This is a genomic window from Sphaerisporangium sp. NPDC051017, assembly GCF_040683095.1.
In the GTDB taxonomy this organism is placed as follows: Bacteria; Actinomycetota; Actinomycetes; order Streptosporangiales; family Streptosporangiaceae; genus Sphaerisporangium.
On sequence record NZ_JBFBCI010000001.1, the window covers coordinates 363,326 to 382,428 of the forward strand.

A 19,103-nucleotide genomic window follows, 5' to 3' on the forward strand; every position below is an offset into this window, starting at 1 on the left:
TGTCGCCCGGGTTCCGCCTGCTTTACCCGGGCCGGAGAGGGGGAGGAATGCTCCGGTGGCGAGCGAACCGGTCCCCCCGGCGTCCCCCGAGACCGCCCGGGACGGGCAATTGCGACTATTCGTACATCGAAAGTGCCAAGACGCGGCTGCGAAAACGGGCACGATGGGGGTCATGAGTGACGACAGGGTAGAGAATGCCGATGAAGGCTTTGCTCGCGCTGTCCTCGCGAGCGCGGCGGACGCCGTCGTGGCGCTCGACCGCGACCTCAACATCCTGATGTGGAACCCCGCCGCGGAGCGGCTCTTCGGCTTCGCCGCGGCCGACGTCACCGGGCGCAGGGTGCCGCTCGTCCCGGACGAGCTGGTGGCCGAGCACCACGCGGTCCTGGAACGGGTCCGCACCGGCGGTCCCGTCTCGCTGCGCACCAGGCGCTGCCACCGCGACGGCGCGCTCGTGGACGTCCGCGTGGACATCAGCGCCCTGCGCGCCGAGTCCGGCGCCCTGCTCGGGTACGTCACCGTCTACCACCCCGTCGCCAACGACTCGGTCGCCCGCGAGCGCGGCGCGCGCAGGGCCAGGCTGGTGCGGCGGCTCACCGACGTCGTGGCCGACATCAACGCCGAGCTGGAGCTGCCGTCCGTCCTCGACCGCATCGCCGCGAGCCTCACCGAGCTGACCGGCGCCGACGCGGGCGGCTTCGTGCTGATCGAGGACGACCGCCTGCGCCTGGTCAGCGCGCACGGGCTTCCCGGGAGGCTGAAGGGCGCCACGGCCGACCTGCGCAGCAGCCTCGTCGGCAAACTGCTGCGCACCGGCAAGACCGTGCTGCTGGAGACGGGCGACCAGGCGGCGCTGGACGAGCTGATCTGGTCGGAGCTGCCCGGCCTGCACACGATCGCGCTCGGCGTCGCCGCGGTGGGCGGGCGTCCGTACGGGGCGCTGTACGCGCTGTTCGCCGAGGGGACGGCCGGGCACATCGAGCTGGAGCTGCTCGAACTGCTCGCCGGGCACGCGGGCATCGCCCTCGGCAACGCGATGGCCTACCAGGACGTCGTCCGGCAGCGGGCGCACGAGCGCGCGGTCGTGGACGCCAGCGCCGACGGCATCGCGGTGCTCGACGACCGCGGGCGCGTCCGGCAGTGGAACCCCGCGGCCGAGGAGCTCACCGGCGTGCGCGCAGCCCAGGTGATCGGCGGGCCCCCGCCGTTCCCGCTGCCCGACCCGGGCGAGAAGCTCACGACGCAGCTTTCGTCCGGGCGCTGGCTGGACGTGGTGAGCGCCGAGATCATCGAGACCGGCGAGATCGTGGTGGATTTCCGCGACGTCACCCGGGCCAAGGAGCTGGAGGAGGCCAAGGACCTGTTCCTCGCCACCACCAGCCACGAGCTGCGCACCCCGATCACCGTCGTCCAGGGGTTCGCCGGCACTTTGGACGCGCGCTGGGACAAGCTGTCGGACGTCGAGCGGCGCTCGGCGGTACGGACCATCGCGGAGCGGTCGCGGGCGCTCGGCCAGCTCATGGACCACCTGCTGCTCGGATCGCGGTCGGGCGCCGACGAGCTGAAGGTGCGCGTCGAGAGCTTCGACCTCGGCGAGCGGGCGCGGGTGGCCACGCTCGGGCTGCCGGTGCTGTCCGACCGGCACCGCGTGGAGATCGACATCCCCGTCGACCTGCCGTGGGTGGACGGGGACGCGCTGGCCACCGACATACTGCTCGGCCAGCTTCTGGAGAACGCGTTCAAGTACTCGCCGGACGGCGGGCTGATCCGGGTGCTGGCGTGGCCGGAGTCCGACCGGGTCGTCCTCGTCGTGGACGACGAGGGGGTCGGCATCGCGCCGGGCGACCGCGAGCGGGTGTTCGATCGGTTCGTCCAGGCCGACAGCGGCGACCGCCGGAGGTTCGGCGGCGTCGGGCTCGGGCTTTACATCGCCAGGAACCTCGCGCGCGCCCAGGGAGGCGAGGTCACCGCGCATCCCCGGCCCGGCGGAGGCACGCGAATGCGTTTCGTTCTGCGTACCGCGCCCGCCTATATCGGATCCGACACACCGAACCGGTAACGAGCCGGTAACGGATGAATGCGTCTAGTGTCGTTTCTGCACAAGCAATGATCGCCACGCGGTTTCCACAACCTTCGATCGGGGCATTTCGGTCGTACTGGGATGTGTTTTCCTCAGGGGGAAATGCAGGAGAACGGGGAAGTGAGGGCGTCGTGCTGTTGCCGTATGCGCCGACCAGCGTCGCCGTCGCACGCCAGCGTCTCAGCGCCGATCTCGAGCAGTGCGGGGTGTTCGCCGCCGCCATAGAGGACGCCGTCCTTGTGGTGAGCGAACTGCTGAGCAATGCGCTCCGTCACGCCCATCCGCTCCCATCGGGCCAGATCATGGCCACATGGGACTGGGCGGACGACCACCTCGAGGTCACGGTGAGTGACGGGGGAGCGGCCACGGAGCCCCGCGCGGGGCGGCCGGCACTCTCGTCGCTCGGCGGGCGAGGGCTCGGGATCGTCGAGTTTCTCGCGGAGCGCTGGGGTGTGCGGCACGACGGAGACATGACGACGGTATGGGCGGTTCTCCATGCCCCGGTCGTGATCCTTAATTCACAACTGAGGACACCCGAAATAGGGGCCCTACGCGAGTGTGGCTAGACGGTCCCTGATAGGGCCCTGCTGATAGGGCCCTGCTGATAGGGCACGACATGCACCGCGGACCACCCCGTCCGCTGCCGAGTTCGCTACCCGCAATTCGGATGACCTTGACGCCCGCGGCCTCCAGACGGGCGTTCGTCTCCACATTGCGCTCGTAGGCGACCGCCACGCGCGGCGCCAGGGCCAGGGTGTTGTTCCCGTCGTCCCACTGCTCGCGCTCGGCCGTGACGGGGTCCAGGCCGGTGTCGATGACCTTCACCCGCTCGATCCCCATCGCCTGCGCCGCCGCCTCCAGGAACGGGCGCGGCTCGAAGACGCGCAGCTCCCCGTTCTCCATCGACGTCACCGTGTACGCCTGGAGCGAATAGGCGACCGGCGGGTACATGACCACGGTGTCCACGTCGACCATCGTGCAGATGGTGTCGAGGTGCATGGTGGCCCGCCGCTGGGCGACCGGCACGGCCAGCACGGTGTGCGCGAGCCCCGCAGCGAAGACCCGGCGGCACAGGCGCTCCACGCCCGCGGGCGTCGTACGCTCCCCGGTGCCCACCGCGATCACCCCCGGGCCCATCAGCAGCACGTCGCCGCCCTCCACGTGCTCCAGCCACGGCTCGTACAGGTGCTCGGTGCCGGCGAAGCGGGGGTGGTGGGTGTAGATCAGCCGGGTGAGCATGCTCTCGCGCGTACGGGCCGGCATGGCGAGGCTGGTCACGGCGACCTTGTCGCCGATCCACACGCTGGAGTCGCGGGTGAACAGCAGGTTGGGCAGCGGGTCGACGACGAAGTCGTGCCGGTCCAGCAGCTCGTACACCAGGCCGCGGCCGGTCTTCAGCTCCTCGCGGGCGAGGCCCGCGATCAGCGTCTGGGCGAGCTGCTCGGGGTCGAGGTCGAACAGGTGCCGCCGGGTCAGCTCGGCGAGCCGGTCGCCGAGCTGGCGCTCCTGGAGCACGGCGGGGACGATCTCCTCGCGCGCCGCCTCGTACTCCAGCGTGTCCTGCAGCAGTTCGGTGAGGTAGAGCACCTCGACCCCGTGCTCGCGGAGGGCCTCGGCGAACGCGTCGTGCTCCTCCTGGGCCCTGCCCACCCAGGGGATCGAGTCGAAGAGCAGTTTGTCGTTGTTGCGGGGCGTCAGCCGCTTGAGTTCGGGGCCCGGCCGGTGGAGGAGCACCGTCTCCAGGCGTCCGACCTCGCTGTCGGCACCGTTCATGGCTCGCCCCCCGTTCTCGCCTGAGCACTTCCGACATTCAACCGTAATGGTGGACAAGACCCCGGCAGGCAGGGGAGGTGGGGTCAGGCGGCCTTCGGGTACAGGACCGCCCGCTCCGCCGCCGACCACGCGGTGCTGACCAGCAGGTACAGCCCGGCGGCCAAGGGAAGGAACGCGGCGGCGAGGATCGTGCCGAACGGCAGCAGCCGGAGCAGGCGCGGCTGGACCTCGCCCATGCGCCGCGAGGTCACGTACGCCAGCACCGCCAGCAGCGCGAACAGCCCCAGGAAGACCAGCGCGGGCGCGCCGAACAGGCCGCCGCCCGCCACCGCGGCGGCGAAGTGCTCGCCCAGCGGCACGCCGAGGGCGCTCTGGGCGAGCAGAAGGTTCGGGTGCCCGGCGATCGTGGCCGACACGAACACGCGGTAGGCGATCATGAAGAACGGCGCCTGGGCGAGCGCGGGGCCGATGCCCGCGAACGCGGACGTCCCCTCCGCCGCGTAGAGCTTGGAGGTCTCGCGGTAGAGGCGCTCGGGGTCGCGCGCGTACCGCTTGCGCAGCGCCTGGACCTTCGGCGCCAGGCGCAGGCGGATCCTTGCCGCCCTCGCCTGCCGGACGGCGAGCGGCAGCAGGAGCAGGCGCACGGCCAGGGTGAACAGGATGATGGCGAGCGCCGCGCCGGTGAGAGACGCGAGGGAGTCGATGAGCCGGTAGGCGGAGCCGAGCACGGCGTCGTAAATCGCGGACATGCTGGAACAGAGCCCCTTCGTCGGGTTCGTCTGATTTGAACGGACATGACGAAAGCGCCCGCCAGGACACCCGGGCACGGCGACGGCCGTACGGGATCGCTAGACGGGCGCGGGGCCTGCGGATGGTGCTCTGGGCCTCGGGCGGCCGGCCGTGTCCGGGTGGCACAGCCGGACGAACACCGGGCGCGCGGCGCGTGAACGGCCCGCGGCGGTGTGCGCGACGGCGGGGACGAACGCCGGCCGTCCGAGGGCCCAGGCGAGGACGAGAAGGGTGACCCCCACGAGACCGACGGCCGTCAGCGCCGCCGGGCCCGAATGCCCGGCGACGAGCTGCGCGAGCAGCGCGAAGGTCGCGTGGAAGGGGGTCATCTCACTTCGAGAGCTTGCTCACCAGGGTGATCGCCGCGAAGACCGCGAGGCCGATGAGGCCGACGACCAGCAGGATCTTGAAGATCCCGAAGATGGTCGGGATCAGGAGTCCGAACACTACGTAGAGTGCCAGGACGACTCCGAGAACGGAAAGCACGATGCGGGCCATATCCAGAAGGTACGTCGCGGCGCGCCCGGCTGCGAGCGAATGCCCGATCATAGATGGAGATCGTGACTTTTCCGTCGGCGCGTCGTCCTTTCGCGGGAAACGGCCTGGTGCTTCTTCTTACGAAGTGATGACGTGGCCTACGAAGGGGTGCCGCGGGTGCCGCTCGTCCCGATTGAAGCGATAATTTGTGACAAATCGGGCATAGTGGAGGGCTAAAGATTGAACATGGCACACCCTCCCCGCATCCTCGTCGTGGACGACGACCCCACCGTCGCCGAAGTCATCGTCAAATACCTCGAACGCGACGGGCACGTGGTCGAGAGCGTGGGCGACGGCGCCGAGGCCCTGCGCAGGGCCCTGGCCAACCCGCCCGACCTGCTCGTTCTCGACCTGATGCTCCCCGGCATGGACGGCCTCCAGGTCTGCAAGAAGCTCAGGGAGCGCTGGCCAGTCCCCGTGATCATGCTCACCGCGCTCGGCGAGGAGATCGACCGCGTCGTCGGCCTGGAGACGGGCGCCGACGACTACGTCACCAAGCCGTTCAGCCCGCGCGAGCTGGCCCTGCGCGTGCAGTCCGTCCTGCGGCGGGCCAAGGGGACGCTCGTCACCAACGGCACCGGCGTGCTCCGCGACGACGGCCTCGTGGTCGACGTCGGCGCCCACGAGGTGCGGCTCGGCGGCGAGGAGATCACCCTGACGGCGCGCGAGTTCGACCTGCTCGCCTACCTCATGCGCAACCCCCGTCAGGCCTTCAGCCGCGCCGCCCTGCTCGACCAGGTGTGGGGCTGGTCCTTCGGCGACACCTCGACCGTCACCGTCCACGTCCGCAGGCTGCGGGAGAAGATCGAGACCGACCCCACCACCCCGCGCCGCATCGTCACGGTCTGGGGGGTCGGGTACCGGTACGAGCCCGTGGACGGCCCGCCGGACGGGCACATCCGGTGATCGTCCAGGTCGCCGCGGTCGCCGGCGGCCTCGGGCTCGTCATCGCCGCGCTCGGCCTGGCCCTGCTGTGGCTCCTGCGCGGGCGCTCGATCGGCATCACGCTCGCCGTCGTCGCGGTCGTCACCGTCGCCGCCACGCTGGCCGGCGTCGTCTCCATCACCATCGAGATGATCATCGACGGCCACCCCAAGAACGTCGTCCTCACCGTCGTCACCATCGCCGGGCTGGCCGGGCTCGGCGTCGCCCTGATCGTGGCCCGCAGGCTCGTCAAGGTGAGCCGCGGGCTCGTCGCCGCCGTCGAGGCCGTGTCGCCGTCCCAGGACTTCGTCCCGCCGCCGGGAAGGCTCCCCGCCGAGCTGGACACCATCTCCAAGGCCCTGGAACAGGCCTACCGGCGGCTGCGCGAGGGCCGCGAACGGGAACGGGCACTGGAGGGCGCGCGGCGCGAGCTCGTCGCCTGGGTCAGCCACGACCTGCGCACCCCGCTCGCCGGTATGCGCGCCATGGTCGAGGCGCTGGAGGACGGCGTCGTCCACGACCCCGCCACCGTCAGCCGCTACCACAATCAGATCCGGCTGGAGGTCGACCGGTTGTCCCACATGGTGGACGATCTGTTCGAGCTGTCGCGCATCCACGCCGGTGCGCTGCGGCTCACCCCACGGCCCATCGGCCTCGGCGACCTGGTCGCCGACGTGCTCGCGGGCGTGGAGGCCCTGGCCGGGGCCAAGGGAGTGCGCCTCGCCGCGGAGGCCGGGCCCGTCCTGCCGGTGTACGCCGACGCCGCCGAGCTTGGGCGCGCGCTGCGCAACCTCGTCGTCAACGCCATCCGGCACACGCCCGAGGACGGAACCGTGGTGGTGCGCGCGGTCGCCGACGACGACACGATCCGCCTCTCGGTCGCCGACTGCTGCGGCGGGATCCCCGAGGACGACCTACCACGCGTCTTCGAGGTGGCCTTTCGCGGAGAGGCCGCGCGGTCTCCTGGCCCCGACCGCGGCGCGGGACTCGGCCTCGCCATCGCGCGCGGCATCGTCGAAGCCCACGAAGGCGCCATCGCCGTCGTCAACGAAGGCGCGGGCTGCCGCTTCGAGATCAGCCTGCCCGTCTCCGCGCCCGCGCTCGCCGGCCCCGTCTGAGAGCGGCCGGTCGCCCTCGGGTGACGGGGTGGGCCCGGACGCGGGCTCGTAGGCCGGAAGCGCCGCCAGCGCGTCCGACATTGCCCGAAATGTCGGGCAGGGCCAGCGCCACATGCAGCTCCTGCACCGCAGGATCGGATGCGCGGCGTCGCTCGTGATGCCGCCCGCGTCCCGCGGCTGGTGCAGGTCGAGCAGGCGCAGGCCTAGCTCGGAGAAGCACAGCAACTCGGTGCGCGCCCCCGTGAGCAGCGCCAGATCGTCCACGGACAGGCGCGTCTTGATCGGGACGTATCCATCCCGGTTGACCAGCGGCCGGAGCGGCAGGGCGGCGTCCCCCCAGGCGCGCGCCCTCTCGGTCCGGGCGAGGATGCCCTCCAAACGTTCACGCATGCACTGGCGTTGGGCATCTTCAGGAATCTCACTGTTCATCGGCGCTGTAGGGCCCGTCCAACTCCTCGCCCGCCCCTCCTTCTCGAAGTGACGACCGGACGCGGAGGTTCCGGGCCTCCCCCCCCTTCCGGCCGAGCCGGTGTCGCATAGCGTCAAGCTTTGCGTACCCAGCGTTTCCGTGAGGCGGGAACCGGGAACAAAGGGCGGACGACTCTTCGGTTATCGCGGTAGAACGTGACCCGGCGGCCGAGCGGCGCTAGTGTGCCCGCTGTGGAGCTCAAGGTCTCGACTCGATCACATGCCGGACACGCCATCTTGACGGTTGTCGGCGAAATCGACCTATATACCGCGCCGCGCCTGCAGGCGGAGTTCACCCGCCTGCTGGAAACCGGCCCGGATCTGGTCGTCATAGACATGTCCGGCGTGGAGTTCTGCGACTCCACGGGCATGAACGTCCTGCTGTCCGCGCTCAAGCGCATGCGAGAACGCGGCGGCGCACTGGAGGTCGCCTCGCCACGCCCGGCCGTCCGCAAGATCCTCCAGGTCACCGGCCTGGACTCGGTCTTCACGGTCCACGACACGGTCCCGGCGAACCTCCTGACAGCCGAACACCCCGGCTGACGCCGCCGCCCGACGAGCACTGGGCGGTCGGAGAAATCCCCGCCGACACCGTCACCCGAGCACCTGGGACGACACGCTCACGTGCTCGATCATCACCAAGGTGGTGCCGCTGGGGTCCGTCTCGGTGCGCTGTGGCGGTACCACCCCCGTCACGTTCTCGGGCCGTGGCTCGCGCCTCCGCTCCGCGTTCCGGTGAGCATCAATGTCGATGAGGGCGGTCAGTGGCCCGATTCGGCATGAGGAGAAGCGCCCGTCTCGTTCTCGGGGCGTGGCTTGCGGGCGCCTGCTTCGCGTTTCGGTGGGCGTCAGTGTGGACGAGGGCGGTCGGTGGCCTGCTTCGGTGTGCGGAGGAGACGCGCTCGTCTGGCGGTCGCGGCGTTCGGGCCTCTGCGCGCGACACCATCGTGGCGAAGTTGCCGATGGACGAGCATCCCGGCTAGCGTCGATCGACCGCCACAGGCAGCGAACCGGACGAGGACCGATGAGCGACCCATCCGTACAGCCCGATACCGCGGTCATCATCCCTGCCAAGGATGAAGCCGACCGCGTCGCCGCGACCGTCAGGGCCGCGCTGGCCATTCCGGGCGTCGATCTGGTCGTGGTCGTCGACGACGGCTCGTTCGACGACACCGGCCGGGTCGCCAAGGCGGCGGGCGCCCACGTTGTACGCCACAGCCGCAACCGCGGAAAGGCGGCGGCCATGGAAAGCGGCGCCGAGGCCGTACGCCTCCTCGACACGCTGACCCTTGGCGGCCAACGGGCCCGCCACCTGCTGTTCCTGGACGCCGACCTGGCCGCGACCGCCGGTGCCGCCGCGGCCCTGATCGAACCCGTCCGGGCGGGTGCGGCCGACATGACCATCGCCATGTTCACCACCCGCGTCAAGCTGGGCGGCCACGGCATCGTCGTCCGGCTGGCGCGCGACGGCATCAAGCGCGCCGTCGGCTGGCAGGCGACCCAGCCCCTCAACGGCCAGCGCTGCCTCACCCGAGCGGCCTTCGAGGCCGCCCGCCCCCTCGCCTTCGGTTTCGGCGTCGAGACCGGCCTCACCATCGACCTGATCCGCAAGGGTTTCCGCGTCCAGGAGGTCGAGGTCGAGATGGCGCACCGCGCGACCGGCACCGACTGGCGCGCCCAACTGCACAGAGCCCGCCAGCTCCGCGACGTCGCCCTGGCCCTCGCCTCCCGCGAACAACTGGTCACCAACCTGAGATCCACCCTCCGCACCCCCCGCTGACCCGGCCCCTCTCCACCACATCCACGGCGTCCGCCGCTGCCGCTGGACGCGACAGCCCCGCCGCCCGTGGGCGACGGGTTGTTGCGGGCCGTGGAAGGGGGTGGAGATGGCTCGGGGAGGTTGTGGGGTGTGCTGGAATCGAGCGGTGGATCGGGTTGGGACGCGCGGGCGGGGGTGGTCGTCTCGCGTCGCGGTGGCCGGGGGCGTGCTCAGCGTCGTGGTGACGGTGGTCATCGGCGCGCTGGGGCCTTCCGTGGTGGTCCCGCCGTTGCCGGGGCCCGCGTGGCAACCCCCGTACTCCTTGGACGCGCGTCCGGACGGCCATCTCGTGGTCGGCCTGGAGGCGGCGGCCGTCCTGCTCGGCGCGCTGGGCCTCGCCGCCGGGTTGCTCGCGCTTCGGCGCGGCTGGAGGCCCGACCCGCGCCGGCTCCTCCTCGCCGGGTGTCTCGCGGCCGTCGCGCTGGCGTTCCTGCCGCCCTCCGGTTCGGCCGACCACCTGAACTACGCCGCGTACGGCCGCATGGTCACCCTCGGCCATGATCCTTACGCCACGGGCGCGGTCGACCTGCCCGGGGATCCGATCGCGGACTCCGTGGAAATCCCCTGGAGGGAGGAGCCGAGCGTCTACGGCCCGGTGGCGACCGCCGTCCAGGCGCTGGCGAGCCTCGTCGGCGGGGACTCCGTACGGCTGACCGTCTTCGTCCTCGCCCTCTTCAACGCCGCCGCCTTCGTCATCACGGCCCTGCTGCTCCACCGGCACACCCGGGGCGACCCGGCGCGCCAGGCACGCGCGGCCCTTCTCTGGACCGCCAATCCACTGCTGATCTACCAGTTGCTCGCGGGCATGCACGTCGACACCCTGGCGGTCGTCTTCGTGGTGGGAGCTCTGGCCATCGGCGGGCGTTCGGCTTCCGATCGAATCGCCGGCGGCCGGGCGGGTTCGCGGTGGGTCTCCGGCGCGTTGCTCGGGCTGGGGATCGCGGTCAAGGCCAACGCCGGCCTGGTGGCGCTCGGTCCCGCGTGGGCTCTACGCAGGTCGCCGAAGCGCCTGGCGATCGTTGCGGGTTCCGCGACCGTGGCCGTGCTGGTCGCCTACGCGCTCGCCGGGCGCCACTCGCTGGACCAGGTCCTGCACGCCAGCAAGTCCCTGTCCCTGGCCACCCCCTGGCGGCTGCTCCAACACGGTCTGCAAGCGGTGGTCGGGACGGGTTCGGCCTATCGCGGATGGGTCCAGGCCGGCTCCCTGATCCTGCTCGTCGTCCTCGCCGTGGCACTCTGCCGCGCTCTCCCGCGAGGTACTTCGGCCTCAACGCCCCCGGCCGACGAGCTCTCGTCCTCCGGCAACGGCTCTCGCGAAGTTCCGCTGTCCGTGGCCGCTTCCTGCGAAGTGTCGTCCTCGAAGGGGTCCGCCACCCAAGTCGGGCTGCCTGATGTCGCATCTCGGGAAGGCGCGTCGTCCGCGGTCTGGTCGTCCGTGGCCGGGCCTGGGCAGGAGCGGGAGGAGGCGGCGCGGGTCGCCGTGGCGGTGGTGGCCGCCTGGCTGGTCGCCACCCCGTACGCCTTGCCCTGGTACGACGGGCTCGGGTTCGCCCTGCTGGCGATGATCACGGCCACCTCGCTCGACGGCTTCATGGCCGCGCGGCTGGCCGTGCTGTCGCTCGCCTATGTCCCGGCCCGTCAAAAGCTCCTGCCGGACGACCTTCAGTGGCTGGTCACCGTGTGGAGGGGCCAGGTGGTGCCGTGGCTTCTGCTGGCGCTGACGGCCGCCCTGGTGTGGTGGGCTGTGCGAGCAGGACGGCGCGCAGGGACGCCGCGAGCGTGAGCGGGACCGCGACCGTGAGGGCCATGGCGGGGATCGCGATGCCGGAGTCGTTGAGCAGGAACCCGGCGAGCGCGGCGGTGAGCGCCCCGAACAGCCCGGCGTGCAGCGCGGGAGCCCGTTCGTAGGCGAGGCTGAGCGCCGAGGCGCCCCACCGCGACGGGCGGGCCAGCACGAAGTAGAGGAACGCCAGGGCGACCAGGGACAGCAGGGAGAGCTGCCAGTTGCCGATCGTGATGCCGAGCATCGCGCCGAGCTTGCGGCCGACCACCGGCAGGGCCTCGCCGTCGAGGACCTGCTGGGCGAACGCGCCGAGGTGGGTGCGCTGCTCGGCGGGCCGCAGCCGGTCGGCGAACGCGATCACGGCGATCAGGGCGACTCCGGCGACGCCGACGACCGCGAGCCTGCCGAAGGTGACCCTGCGGCCCGAGAGCAGCATCATGAACACCGCGAACCCGAGGACGAACGCGGGCACACCGCCGAAGTCGGCGCCCCAGCTCGGCCATCCGTCCACGAAGATCGCCAGCAGCCCGTACGTCAGGCACACGGCGAGGGCGAGCGTTCGCCGCCCGCGCTCGACCAGAGCCTGCGCGACCCCGGCGAGGGCGAGGATCGTGCCGGTCGCGTACACGGCGAAGGCGATGTTGCTGAAGCCGTAGAACCGGCCGCCGGTGACCGGTTCGTACCCGGTGACGGCGTTCACCTGAAGGCGCGAGCCGGTCAGCACGTCCAAGAGCAGGGCGAGGGAGGTGACGCCCGCGACGACCGTGAGCGGGCCGAGCACGTGGGAGCGCCACGGCCCGGCGAACGCCACGGCCGCGAGCAGCCCCATCAGGCACATGATCGTGACGATGAGCGCCGCCATCGGATGCCCGAGGTTCCACCACGGGACGAGCTGCGCCAGGAACGTGGACACCGCGACGGCGCCGCCGGCGACCGCCATGACCTGAGTGGCGACGAGCACGCGCGCGCCACCCCTGCGACGGCGGACCGCGAGCGCGGCGAGACCGTAGAACAGCAACTGGACGGCCACGAACACCGCGAAGAACGGCCCGCGCACCTCGACGAGGACACGGCTGGCGAGGTCGGCGTCGGCCAGCTCTCTGACGGTCTCGTGGACCGAGGCCGGGGCCGCCCCGCCCGGCAGCCACGGCCGCCCGACTGTTCCGGCGGGCACCCGCACGCCGAGAGTGTCCAGCGCCGTGGTCGTCAGGTCGGTGATGGTCACCAGCCCGTCCTGGCGGGTGGAGGACGCGGTCAGGTGACCCGGCGTGTACGGACGCCCGGCCGGCGACGGCCCGGCGGCGAGGGCCACGTGGAGATGAGCGGCCGCCGAGACGTCGGACAGCCCCGCCACAAGGGTGGTCGCCCCGGCCGGAACCAGCCGCGATATCTCTCCGACCCGCCGATCGACCGCCGCCAGAGCCGCGGCCCGCGCGGCGTCGGAGAGTTCCCCCGGCGATCCCGGCGATCCCGGTGATCCAGGCGATGCCGGCGGGGTCGCGGTGGGGGCGGAGAGCCAGGCCTGGGCCAGGTCTTCGATGTCGGCGATGACGAGGGTGTTCTGGCTCAGATCGCCGAGCTTGGCGATGTTGTCGGCATATTTCTGGACGTTGCCGGATTTGTCGGCGGCGGCGAGGGCGGCTCCCGGGCCCACGGCGGCCACCGTGCCACCCGCGTCCCGTACGGCCTGCCCGAGCATGCCGATCGTGGCCCGGTAGGACGTCGCGGCGTTGTAGGACCTCAGATCGGCCCACCCCGGGACGGTCGCCGGGCCGCCGTCGCCGGACCCGGCGGGAACGGGCGGAAGCTCGCATTCCAGCGCCGCGGACCCGGCCCGCTGGCCCGCCGATACGGTCAGCCACCCGGCGACGGGGCACGTGCTCGCGTGATCCGGCCGGGGGTAGGCCCGGATCGACATCGACGCCGACGCCCCCCGGCCCACCAGCGCCCAGAGATTGGGAGTGCCCTCGGCGCTCAGATCGGCCCAACGCAGCCCGGGCACGCCGATGACCACCACACGCCGGGGATCCGCTCGCTCGGACCCCGTCCGCGCGGAGCCCGACCTGTTCGCGGCACCGGGTTCCGTGGCGCCCGGGACGGTGAGGGCGTCTGAGACGAGGTCCGGGACAGAACCCGAGTCGGCCAGGGTGCCCGAGGCAGACGAGATCCCCGAGGCAGAGGAAGTGGGGGAGGCAAAAGAGGTGCCCGAGGCAGAAGAGATGCCCGGCGTATGCGCGTCGGCTGCGCGCGCGGGGACCACGCCGTCTCTGGCCGCCAGAGCCGTGCCACCGAGGCAGCCGAGGATGGCGAGCACGCCCAACGCGAGGGCCACAGCAGCCCGGACGGTTCCTCGCATGCCCACCGAAACCTCGCTTCCACCCCTACGGACGACTGCGGACCTGGTGAGACGTCCGCGGACGCCTCGATGCCCCGCTCCTGGAAACCCTAGCCACCCACAGGAGTGCCGCCTGCCCGGACGGGTGTGCCTGTGGATAACCCGCGACGATCCACAGGCCCCGGCTCGTCCGCAGGGCCTGGCCGAAGGGAGAGGCGGCGCCGAATCCGAAAAGGACTCTTTGGCGAGGGGAGCATGCGCCCTCCACAGGTTGGGGTGGACATCGTCCACAGGGTGTGGACGTGCGGGACTCCACGGGGCCGGCAACCGCGGCGGAACTCGTAAAGGAGGGGCCTGGAGGAGGTTAGGCGGTAGCCTGCCAGGTCGTGAGCACTGGTGAGATGCCCGTGCCCGGCAGGGCCGACCGCGCCGGGGATGGCACCACGGGCCCCGTGCCCGGCGGGCCGGAAGGCGCCGAGGACGGTACGGCCCCCGTGCCGGGCGGGCGCGGGGCTGTGCGGGCGGGGGCGTGGTGGGCGTGGGCCGTCGCCCTCTTGATCATCGGTGTGGCCGCGGTTCCGCTGGTGGACTACTGGCTGTCCAATCCGGCCGACCAGCGGTTGGTCGATCTGGACGTGTACCGCACGGGCGGGCAGAGCGTGCTGCTGGGGCTTCCCGTCTATGACGTGATCACGCCCGCGCCGCAACTGCTGCCGTTCACCTATCCGCCGATCGCCGCGCTGCTGGCGGTGCCTCTGGCCGTGATGTCCTGGCCGGTGGCCCAGTGGGTGTGGACGGCCGGCGTCCTCGTGTGCCTGGCCGTGTCGGTCCGGTTCTGCTTCCGCGACGTCCTTGTGCACCGAAGGCCGCGCGCCTGGGCGCCGCCGGTGTTGTTCGGGCCTGTGTTGTTCGGGCCTGTGTTGTTCGGGGTCGTGGCGGTCGCGTGCCTGTACCTGATGCCGATCAGGGACCAGTTCCGGTTCGGCCAGGTGGACATCCTGCTGGTGATGCTGTGCGTCGTCGACGTCCTGGCCCGGCGCCCGTGGTGGCCGCGCGGCATGCTGATCGGCCTGGCGACGGCGGTCAAGCTCACCCCCGGCGTTTTCCTGATATATCTGCTGATCACCGGTTTCGGTAAGGATGCGCTCCCCGAACAGCGGCGGACGTTCTTCATGGCCGCCTTCACCGCCGCGCTGCTCACGATCGTCCCCTTCCTGGTCATCCCCCACGACGCCGCGAACTTCTGGTTCTCGGCCCTGCTCGACTCCGAGCGCCTGGGGTCCAACACCGCGACCACCAACCAATCGATCCGCGGGATGCTGCTGCGCCTCTACCTGCCGGGCTGGCTCACCGCCGTGCTGTGGCTGGCGGTCGCGGGGTTCGTCGCCTGGTACGGCTTCCGCCACGCCCGCCGGGCCCTGATCCGGGGCGATCGCATGACCGCGGTGGCGCTGACGGGCCTCATGGCCGTGCTGATCTCGCCGGTGGCCTGGATCCACCACCTCGCGTGGCTGGTCATCGCCCTCGCTGCCCTAGCCGCTCCCGTCCCCCAGGACCGCCGAGATCGCCAGGACGGCCACGACCCGGCCGGGGGACGGCCCGCTTGGCTCGCGTTACTGGTACCGGTCGCCGCCTGGCTCTACTACGTCGTGCCGATCCCGTGGTGGGGGGTGTCGCTGCGCGCGGCCGAGATCCCGGTGCTCAGCCCCGTCCTGGGGCGCGTCGTACAGGACGCCTTCGGGCTGGGGGCGCTCGCGCTCGTCTGGCTCCTGGCCCGCCGCGACGCCGAAGCCCGGCAAATCATGACGCCCCAGGGATTCCGGAGCGCCGACGTGATCGATTGATTACTCTCGGCATATGTTGGGCACCGTCATGGCGTTGATCGGCGTGGTCGCCGGGATGACCGGCGTGGCCATCGGCCTGCTGGCCCTGCGCAGCGCCCGCAGGGCCGTCGAGGACTGTCTGGACATGCTGGCCCGCCAGTGCGCGCTCGGCGGCGTGCCGGACGTGAAGGCGATCCGGGATGTGGCCGTGTGCCGGTACGACGCCCTGGCCGAGATGACGGGCCGGCTCTCGTTCTCGGTCGCCATGATCAACGGGCTGGGCGACGGCATCGTGCTGACGTCGATCAACGGACGCACCGAGACCCGCACGTACGTCCGTCCGGTGAGGGGCGGGCGGGGGATCCAGCCGCTGTCACCCGAGGAAGAGCAGGCCGTACGCGCGGCCCGCCTCGGCAATGGCCCCGACATCGCCTTACAGCCCCACCGCTGACCCGGCCCCCGCCACCGGCCCGGCCCCGCTACCGGCCCCGCCTCCGACCTGCCCTGCCACCGACCCCGTACAGCCACTGACCGTGACCGACTCTGACCCCGGCCCCGCTCCTGATCCGGCCCCACCGTCGACCCGCCCACGGGTGCGAAGGCCGAGTGGTGGGCCCCCGATAGGGGTCGTTTTCACGCAGCTCAGAGCCGATGCAAGGACACGCCCGAAGCGCGAGGGGAGTGATTTCGGCCATCTTTCACCATGGTTTCGGCGCAACCGGTGAATATCGCGGGTGAGCTTCTGATCCGGCCCGGTAGCCTGCTGGTATGCCGACGAAACTCGCCTACCTGGGTCCCGAGGGCACCTTCTGCGAGGCCGCCCTGCGGATCCTCGCGCCGGACGCCGAGCGACTGCCGTGCGCGAACGTGACGGCGGCGCTGGACGCCGCGCGGTCCGGCGAGGCCGACGGCGCCGTCGTCCCGCTGGAGAACTCGGTCGAGGGCGCGATCACCGTCACGCTTGACGAGCTCGCCTGGGGCGAGCCACTGCTGATCACCGCCGAGCTGCTGCTGCCCGTCGAGTTCGCCCTGCTCGTCCGGCCGGGCACCGACCTGGCGCACATCAAGCGCGTGTACACCCACCCGGCGGCGATCACCCAGTGCCGCAACTACCTGGCGCGCGAGTTGCCCGACGCCGTGGTGGTGGCCGCGCCGTCCACGGCGGCCGCGGCGCAGGAGGTCTCCTCGCCGGGTTCGCCGTACGACGCGGCGATCGCCCCGTCCATCGCGGGCGAGCACTACGGCCTGACGGAGCTGGCGTCGAACATCGGCGACCGCGACGACACCGTGACGCGGTTCGTCCGGGTCTCGCCTCCGGGGTCGCTTCCGGAGCCCACCGGCGCCGACCGCACGTCGCTGGTGGCCTTCCTCCGCGACGACCACCCCGGCGCGCTGCTGGAGATGCTGAGCGAGTTCGCGGTGCGCGGCGTCAACCTGACCCGCATCGAGTCGCGGCCCACCGGCGACGGCATCGGCCGCTATTTCTTCCACTTCGACGCCGAGGGCCACGTCGCCGAGGCGCGCGTGGGCGAGGCGCTCTCCGGCCTGCACCGCATGTCGGACGATGTGCGCTTCCTCGGGAGCTACCCCCGCGCCGACGGCGTGTCGCCCGAGCTCAAGCGGGGCACCAGCGGGTCAGACTTCGCCGAGGCCGCCGGCTGGCTCGCGCGAATCCGCGCGGGCCAGGTCTGAACCCGATCAACCTGGCCCGATCAACCTGGCCCGATCAAGCGGGCCCGATCAAGCGGGCCCGATCAACCGGGCCCGATCAACCGGGCCCGATCACATCGGGCGCCTATTGGCGCGCGAGCGGCGGCCGGACATCGGTAGCCTTTGTTACGTGATTGACCTGCGTACCCTTCGTGAGGACCCCGACCGGCTACGGGCGTCGCAGCGTGCCCGCGGTGAGGACGACTCGGTCGTCGACACGCTGCTCGACCTGGACGAACGCCGCCGAAGTGCCCTCAGCGGCTTCGAGTCGCTGCGTGCCGAGCAGAAGAGCGTCGGCAAGTCGGTCTCCGTGTCCTCCGGTGACGAGCGCGCCGCGCTCCTGGCGCGGGCCAAGGAACTCGCCGCGGGCGTCAAGGAGGCCGAGGCCGAGGCCGAGAGGCTGGCCAAGGAGCTCGACGGGCTGCTGCTGTCCGTGCCCAACATCGTCGAGGAGGGCGCCCCCGTCGGCGGCGAGGACGATTACGTCGTCCTGGAGGAGGTCGGCGAGAAGCCGTCCTTCGACTTCACCCCGCGCGATCACCTGGAGCTTGGCGAGATGCTCGGGGCGATCGACACCGAGCGCGGCGCCAAGGTCTCGGGCGCGCGGTTCTTCTTCCTGACCGGTGTCGGGGCCCGGCTGCAGCTCGGCCTGCTCAACATGGCGATGCAGCAGGCCATCGAGGTCGGCTTCACGCCGATGATCACCCCGGTGCTGCTCAGGCCGGAGGCGATGGCCGGCACGGGCTTCCTCGGTTCGCACGCGAGCGAGGTGTACCGGCTGGAGGCCGACGATCTTTACCTCGTCGGCACCTCCGAGGCCCCCATGGCGGCCTACCACTGGGACGAGATCCTGGACGGCAGGTCTCTGCCGCTGCGGTACGCCGGCTGGTCGTCCTGCTTCAGGCGGGAGGCCGGCTCGTACGGTAAGGACACCCGGGGCATCATCCGCGTCCACCAGTTCGACAAGGTCGAGATGTTCTCCTACTGCCGCCCGGAGGACGCGCGCGAGGAGCACGCGCGCCTGCTGGCGTGGGAGAAGGAGATGCTGGCGAAGGCCGAGCTCCCGTACCGCGTGATCGACACGGCGGCGGGCGATCTCGGGTCCAGCGCGGCCAGGAAGTTCGACTGCGAGGCGTGGCTTCCGACGCAGAACCGCTACCTGGAGCTGACCTCGACCTCGAACTGCACCGAGTTCCAGGCCAGGCGGCTCGCCGTGCGCTACAGGGACACCGACGAGAAGCCCCGGCACGTCGCCACCCTCAACGGCACCCTGGCGACCACGCGGTGGATCGTGGCGATCCTGGAGAACCACCAGCAGGCCGACGGGTCGGTCGTGGTGCCGAAGGCCCTGCGCCCGTTCGTCGGGCTGGACGTCCTCGAACCGCTGAAGTAGGCATTTGAACGGAAGGTGGCCACTTATTACTGTCAAGTGATAAGTGGCTTACTTCTTCCCTATCTGTCACCGATGTCCGATTTGTCAGGGCGTTAGGTCTATATATGACACGAAGGCGGGATTCGCCTGAGCGAACCCGCCTTCTGTGTGTCAGTGGTCAGATGGCGCGAAGGTCAGATGGCGCGGACCTGCGACGCCTGCGGGCCCTTCTGCCCCTGCGTGACCTCGAACTCGACCCGCTGGCCGTCCTCGAGGCTGCGGTAGCCGTTACCGACGATCTCGGAGAAGTGCACGAAGACGTCCGGAGCCTCACCGTCGGGGGCGATGAATCCGTAGCCCTTCTCCGCGTTGAACCACTTGACGGTTCCCTGAGCCATTAAAGCTCTCCCTGCAATTCGATCTTGGGGTCCACACCTCGCGAACCCCGGGTTGTGTCGCACAGCTTCCCGGGGCCGCTCAGACAGTCAAGCTGGTTCTGCACATCGGGTTCAGCTAATACAACGCCACCACATCTAACACCATCAGAGCGCCTTTGTTCCCCCCCAAGGCCA

The 19,103-nt window shown here is 71.1% G+C and carries 17 protein-coding genes; 11 read left to right on the forward strand and 6 right to left on the reverse strand.

Going from position 1 to position 19,103, the window contains the following annotated elements:
* Positions 1-163: 163 nt before the first annotated feature.
* Both AB0M95_RS01770 and AB0M95_RS01775 read left to right on the forward strand, forming a co-directional pair.
* Positions 164-2,059: a PAS domain S-box protein gene (locus AB0M95_RS01770; protein WP_363758115.1), complete on the forward strand. Its 1,896-nt coding sequence runs from the start codon at positions 164-166 to the stop codon at positions 2,057-2,059.
* 47 nt (positions 2,060-2,106) lie between these two features.
* Positions 2,107-2,646 (forward strand): ATP-binding protein, encoded by a 540-nt coding sequence (locus AB0M95_RS01775; RefSeq protein WP_363758117.1) that lies wholly within the window; start codon positions 2,107-2,109, stop codon positions 2,644-2,646.
* Here AB0M95_RS01775 and AB0M95_RS01780 read toward each other — a convergent pair.
* From AB0M95_RS01780 to AB0M95_RS01795, 4 genes are all read right to left on the reverse strand, one after another.
* Positions 2,594-3,853 carry an arginine deiminase gene (locus AB0M95_RS01780; RefSeq protein ID WP_363758119.1) on the reverse strand — a complete coding sequence of 420 codons (1,260 nt, stop codon included), beginning with the start codon at positions 3,851-3,853 and terminating at the stop codon, positions 2,594-2,596. The genes AB0M95_RS01775 and AB0M95_RS01780 overlap by 53 nt on opposite strands.
* Positions 3,854-3,936: 83 nt before the next feature.
* Entirely contained in the window at positions 3,937-4,602 is a 666-nt protein-coding gene (gene yidC, locus AB0M95_RS01785) for a membrane protein insertase YidC (RefSeq protein ID WP_363758121.1), read from the reverse strand.
* A 99-nt stretch (positions 4,603-4,701) separates the two neighbouring features.
* On the reverse strand, positions 4,702-4,971 hold the full coding sequence (locus AB0M95_RS01790) for a DUF6412 domain-containing protein (RefSeq protein ID WP_363758123.1): 270 nt from the start codon (positions 4,969-4,971) through the stop codon (positions 4,702-4,704).
* 1 nt (position 4,972) lies between these two features.
* Positions 4,973-5,191, reverse strand: a complete 219-nt coding sequence (locus AB0M95_RS01795) for a hypothetical protein (RefSeq protein ID WP_363758125.1) — start codon at positions 5,189-5,191, stop codon at positions 4,973-4,975.
* 174 nt (positions 5,192-5,365) lie between these two features.
* Between AB0M95_RS01795 and AB0M95_RS01800 the strand changes: the two genes are divergently transcribed.
* From AB0M95_RS01800 to mptB, 5 genes are all read left to right on the forward strand, one after another.
* Positions 5,366-6,085 carry a response regulator transcription factor gene (locus tag AB0M95_RS01800; RefSeq protein WP_358526604.1) on the forward strand — a complete coding sequence of 240 codons (720 nt, stop codon included), beginning with the start codon at positions 5,366-5,368 and terminating at the stop codon, positions 6,083-6,085.
* Positions 6,082-7,221 carry a HAMP domain-containing sensor histidine kinase gene (locus AB0M95_RS01805; RefSeq protein WP_363758127.1) on the forward strand — a complete coding sequence of 380 codons (1,140 nt, stop codon included), beginning with the start codon at positions 6,082-6,084 and terminating at the stop codon, positions 7,219-7,221. The genes AB0M95_RS01800 and AB0M95_RS01805 overlap by 4 nt, the downstream gene beginning before the upstream one ends.
* Before the next feature lie 660 nt (positions 7,222-7,881).
* Positions 7,882-8,232, forward strand: coding sequence for an STAS domain-containing protein (locus AB0M95_RS01810; protein ID WP_363758129.1), 351 nt, complete (start codon positions 7,882-7,884; stop codon positions 8,230-8,232).
* Between the two features lie 481 nt (positions 8,233-8,713).
* The gene (locus AB0M95_RS01815) at positions 8,714-9,469 is read left to right on the forward strand and encodes a glycosyltransferase (RefSeq protein ID WP_363758131.1); all 756 of its coding nucleotides are present in this window, start codon (positions 8,714-8,716) and stop codon (positions 9,467-9,469) included.
* A gap of 145 nt (positions 9,470-9,614) precedes the next feature.
* Positions 9,615-11,291: a polyprenol phosphomannose-dependent alpha 1,6 mannosyltransferase MptB gene (mptB, locus tag AB0M95_RS01820; protein ID WP_363758133.1), complete on the forward strand. Its 1,677-nt coding sequence runs from the start codon at positions 9,615-9,617 to the stop codon at positions 11,289-11,291.
* Here the strand turns inward: mptB and AB0M95_RS01825 are convergent.
* Positions 11,182-13,293: a hypothetical protein gene (locus AB0M95_RS01825; protein ID WP_363758135.1), complete on the reverse strand. Its 2,112-nt coding sequence runs from the start codon at positions 13,291-13,293 to the stop codon at positions 11,182-11,184. The genes mptB and AB0M95_RS01825 overlap by 110 nt on opposite strands.
* 719 nt (positions 13,294-14,012) lie before the next feature.
* Here AB0M95_RS01825 and AB0M95_RS01830 point away from each other — a divergent pair.
* The 4 genes from AB0M95_RS01830 (at position 14,013) to serS (ending at position 18,552) form a co-directional block, all read left to right on the forward strand.
* Positions 14,013-15,470 (forward strand): glycosyltransferase 87 family protein, encoded by a 1,458-nt coding sequence (locus AB0M95_RS01830; RefSeq protein WP_363758137.1) that lies wholly within the window; start codon positions 14,013-14,015, stop codon positions 15,468-15,470.
* A 13-nt stretch (positions 15,471-15,483) separates the two neighbouring features.
* On the forward strand, positions 15,484-15,900 hold the full coding sequence (locus tag AB0M95_RS01835; protein WP_363758139.1) for a DUF4446 family protein: 417 nt from the start codon (positions 15,484-15,486) through the stop codon (positions 15,898-15,900).
* A 317-nt stretch (positions 15,901-16,217) separates the two neighbouring features.
* Entirely contained in the window at positions 16,218-17,141 is a 924-nt protein-coding gene (pheA, locus tag AB0M95_RS01840; protein ID WP_363758141.1) for a prephenate dehydratase, read from the forward strand.
* 148 nt (positions 17,142-17,289) lie between these two features.
* A complete protein-coding gene (gene serS, locus AB0M95_RS01845; protein WP_363758143.1) occupies positions 17,290-18,552 on the forward strand; it encodes a serine--tRNA ligase in 1,263 nt (420 codons plus the stop codon).
* Between the two features lie 173 nt (positions 18,553-18,725).
* On the opposite strand, the gene AB0M95_RS01850 is transcribed toward serS, so the two are convergent.
* The gene (locus tag AB0M95_RS01850) at positions 18,726-18,929 is read right to left on the reverse strand and encodes a cold-shock protein (protein WP_114030749.1); all 204 of its coding nucleotides are present in this window, start codon (positions 18,927-18,929) and stop codon (positions 18,726-18,728) included.
* Positions 18,930-19,103 lie beyond the last annotated feature (174 nt).

Bases quoted from the DNA above. Each gene is read 5' to 3' on its own strand.
- AB0M95_RS01800 (WP_358526604.1), top strand. From the start codon at position 5,366: ATGGCACACCCTCCCCGCATCCTCGTCGTGGACGACGACCCCACCGTC.
- pheA (WP_363758141.1), top strand. From the start codon at position 16,218: ATGCCGACGAAACTCGCCTACCTGGGTCCCGAGGGCACCTTCTGCGAG.
- AB0M95_RS01775 (WP_363758117.1), top strand. From the start codon at position 2,107: ATGATCGCCACGCGGTTTCCACAACCTTCGATCGGGGCATTTCGGTCG.
- AB0M95_RS01790 (WP_363758123.1), bottom strand. From the start codon at position 4,971: ATGACCCCCTTCCACGCGACCTTCGCGCTGCTCGCGCAGCTCGTCGCC.
- AB0M95_RS01795 (WP_363758125.1), bottom strand. From the start codon at position 5,191: ATGATCGGGCATTCGCTCGCAGCCGGGCGCGCCGCGACGTACCTTCTG.
- yidC (WP_363758121.1), bottom strand. From the start codon at position 4,602: ATGTCCGCGATTTACGACGCCGTGCTCGGCTCCGCCTACCGGCTCATC.
- AB0M95_RS01815 (WP_363758131.1), top strand. From the start codon at position 8,714: ATGAGCGACCCATCCGTACAGCCCGATACCGCGGTCATCATCCCTGCC.
- AB0M95_RS01780 (WP_363758119.1), bottom strand. From the start codon at position 3,853: ATGAACGGTGCCGACAGCGAGGTCGGACGCCTGGAGACGGTGCTCCTC.
- AB0M95_RS01850 (WP_114030749.1), bottom strand. From the start codon at position 18,929: ATGGCTCAGGGAACCGTCAAGTGGTTCAACGCGGAGAAGGGCTACGGA.
- AB0M95_RS01835 (WP_363758139.1), top strand. From the start codon at position 15,484: ATGTTGGGCACCGTCATGGCGTTGATCGGCGTGGTCGCCGGGATGACC.
- AB0M95_RS01770 (WP_363758115.1), top strand. From the start codon at position 164: ATGGGGGTCATGAGTGACGACAGGGTAGAGAATGCCGATGAAGGCTTT.